1 pseudogene is annotated in these 577 nt (G+C 54.8%); it reads left to right on the top strand.

Annotated elements, in window-relative coordinates:
- A pseudogene (tuf, locus tag CXQ94_RS23950) lies at positions 1 to 388 on the top strand (elongation factor Tu); the annotation flags it as partial.
- Positions 389 to 577 lie beyond the last annotated feature (189 nt).

Genomic DNA, 577 nt, shown 5'->3' with positions numbered 1-577 from the left:
CGACGAAGGTCGTGCCGGTGAGAACTGCGGCGTTCTGCTGCGTGGTACCAAGCGTGATGACGTCGAGCGTGGCCAGGTTCTGGCCAAGCCGGGCACCATCAAGCCGCACACCAAGTTCGAAGCCGAAGTGTACGTTCTGTCCAAGGAAGAGGGTGGTCGTCACACTCCGTTCTTCAAGGGCTATCGTCCGCAGTTCTACTTCCGTACCACCGACGTGACCGGTTCGTGCGAACTGCCGGAAGGCGTTGAGATGGTAATGCCGGGCGACAACGTGAAAATGGTTGTCACCCTGATCAAGCCGATCGCCATGGAAGACGGCCTGCGCTTCGCAATTCGCGAAGGTGGTCGTACCGTAGGTGCTGGCGTGGTTGCCAAGATCGTCGAGTAATATTTGACGATGATGAAAAAGGCCCCTTCGGGGGCCTTTTTCTATTGTTGATCATTTATTGACACCCTATAGGTGCATCCGTACAATTGCGCCTCCTTTTACCGGGGGTATTGCGCCTGGTAGGGTGGCTACTTGGAGTCTGAGGTCAAAATGCAAAACCAACAAATCCGTATTCGGTTGAAGGCTTTT

This window comes from Arthrobacter sp. GMC3 (assembly GCF_002929305.1).
Taxonomy (GTDB): Bacteria; Actinomycetota; Actinomycetes; order Actinomycetales; family Micrococcaceae; genus Specibacter.
This window is presented reverse-complemented; position numbering and strand designations above follow the sequence as displayed.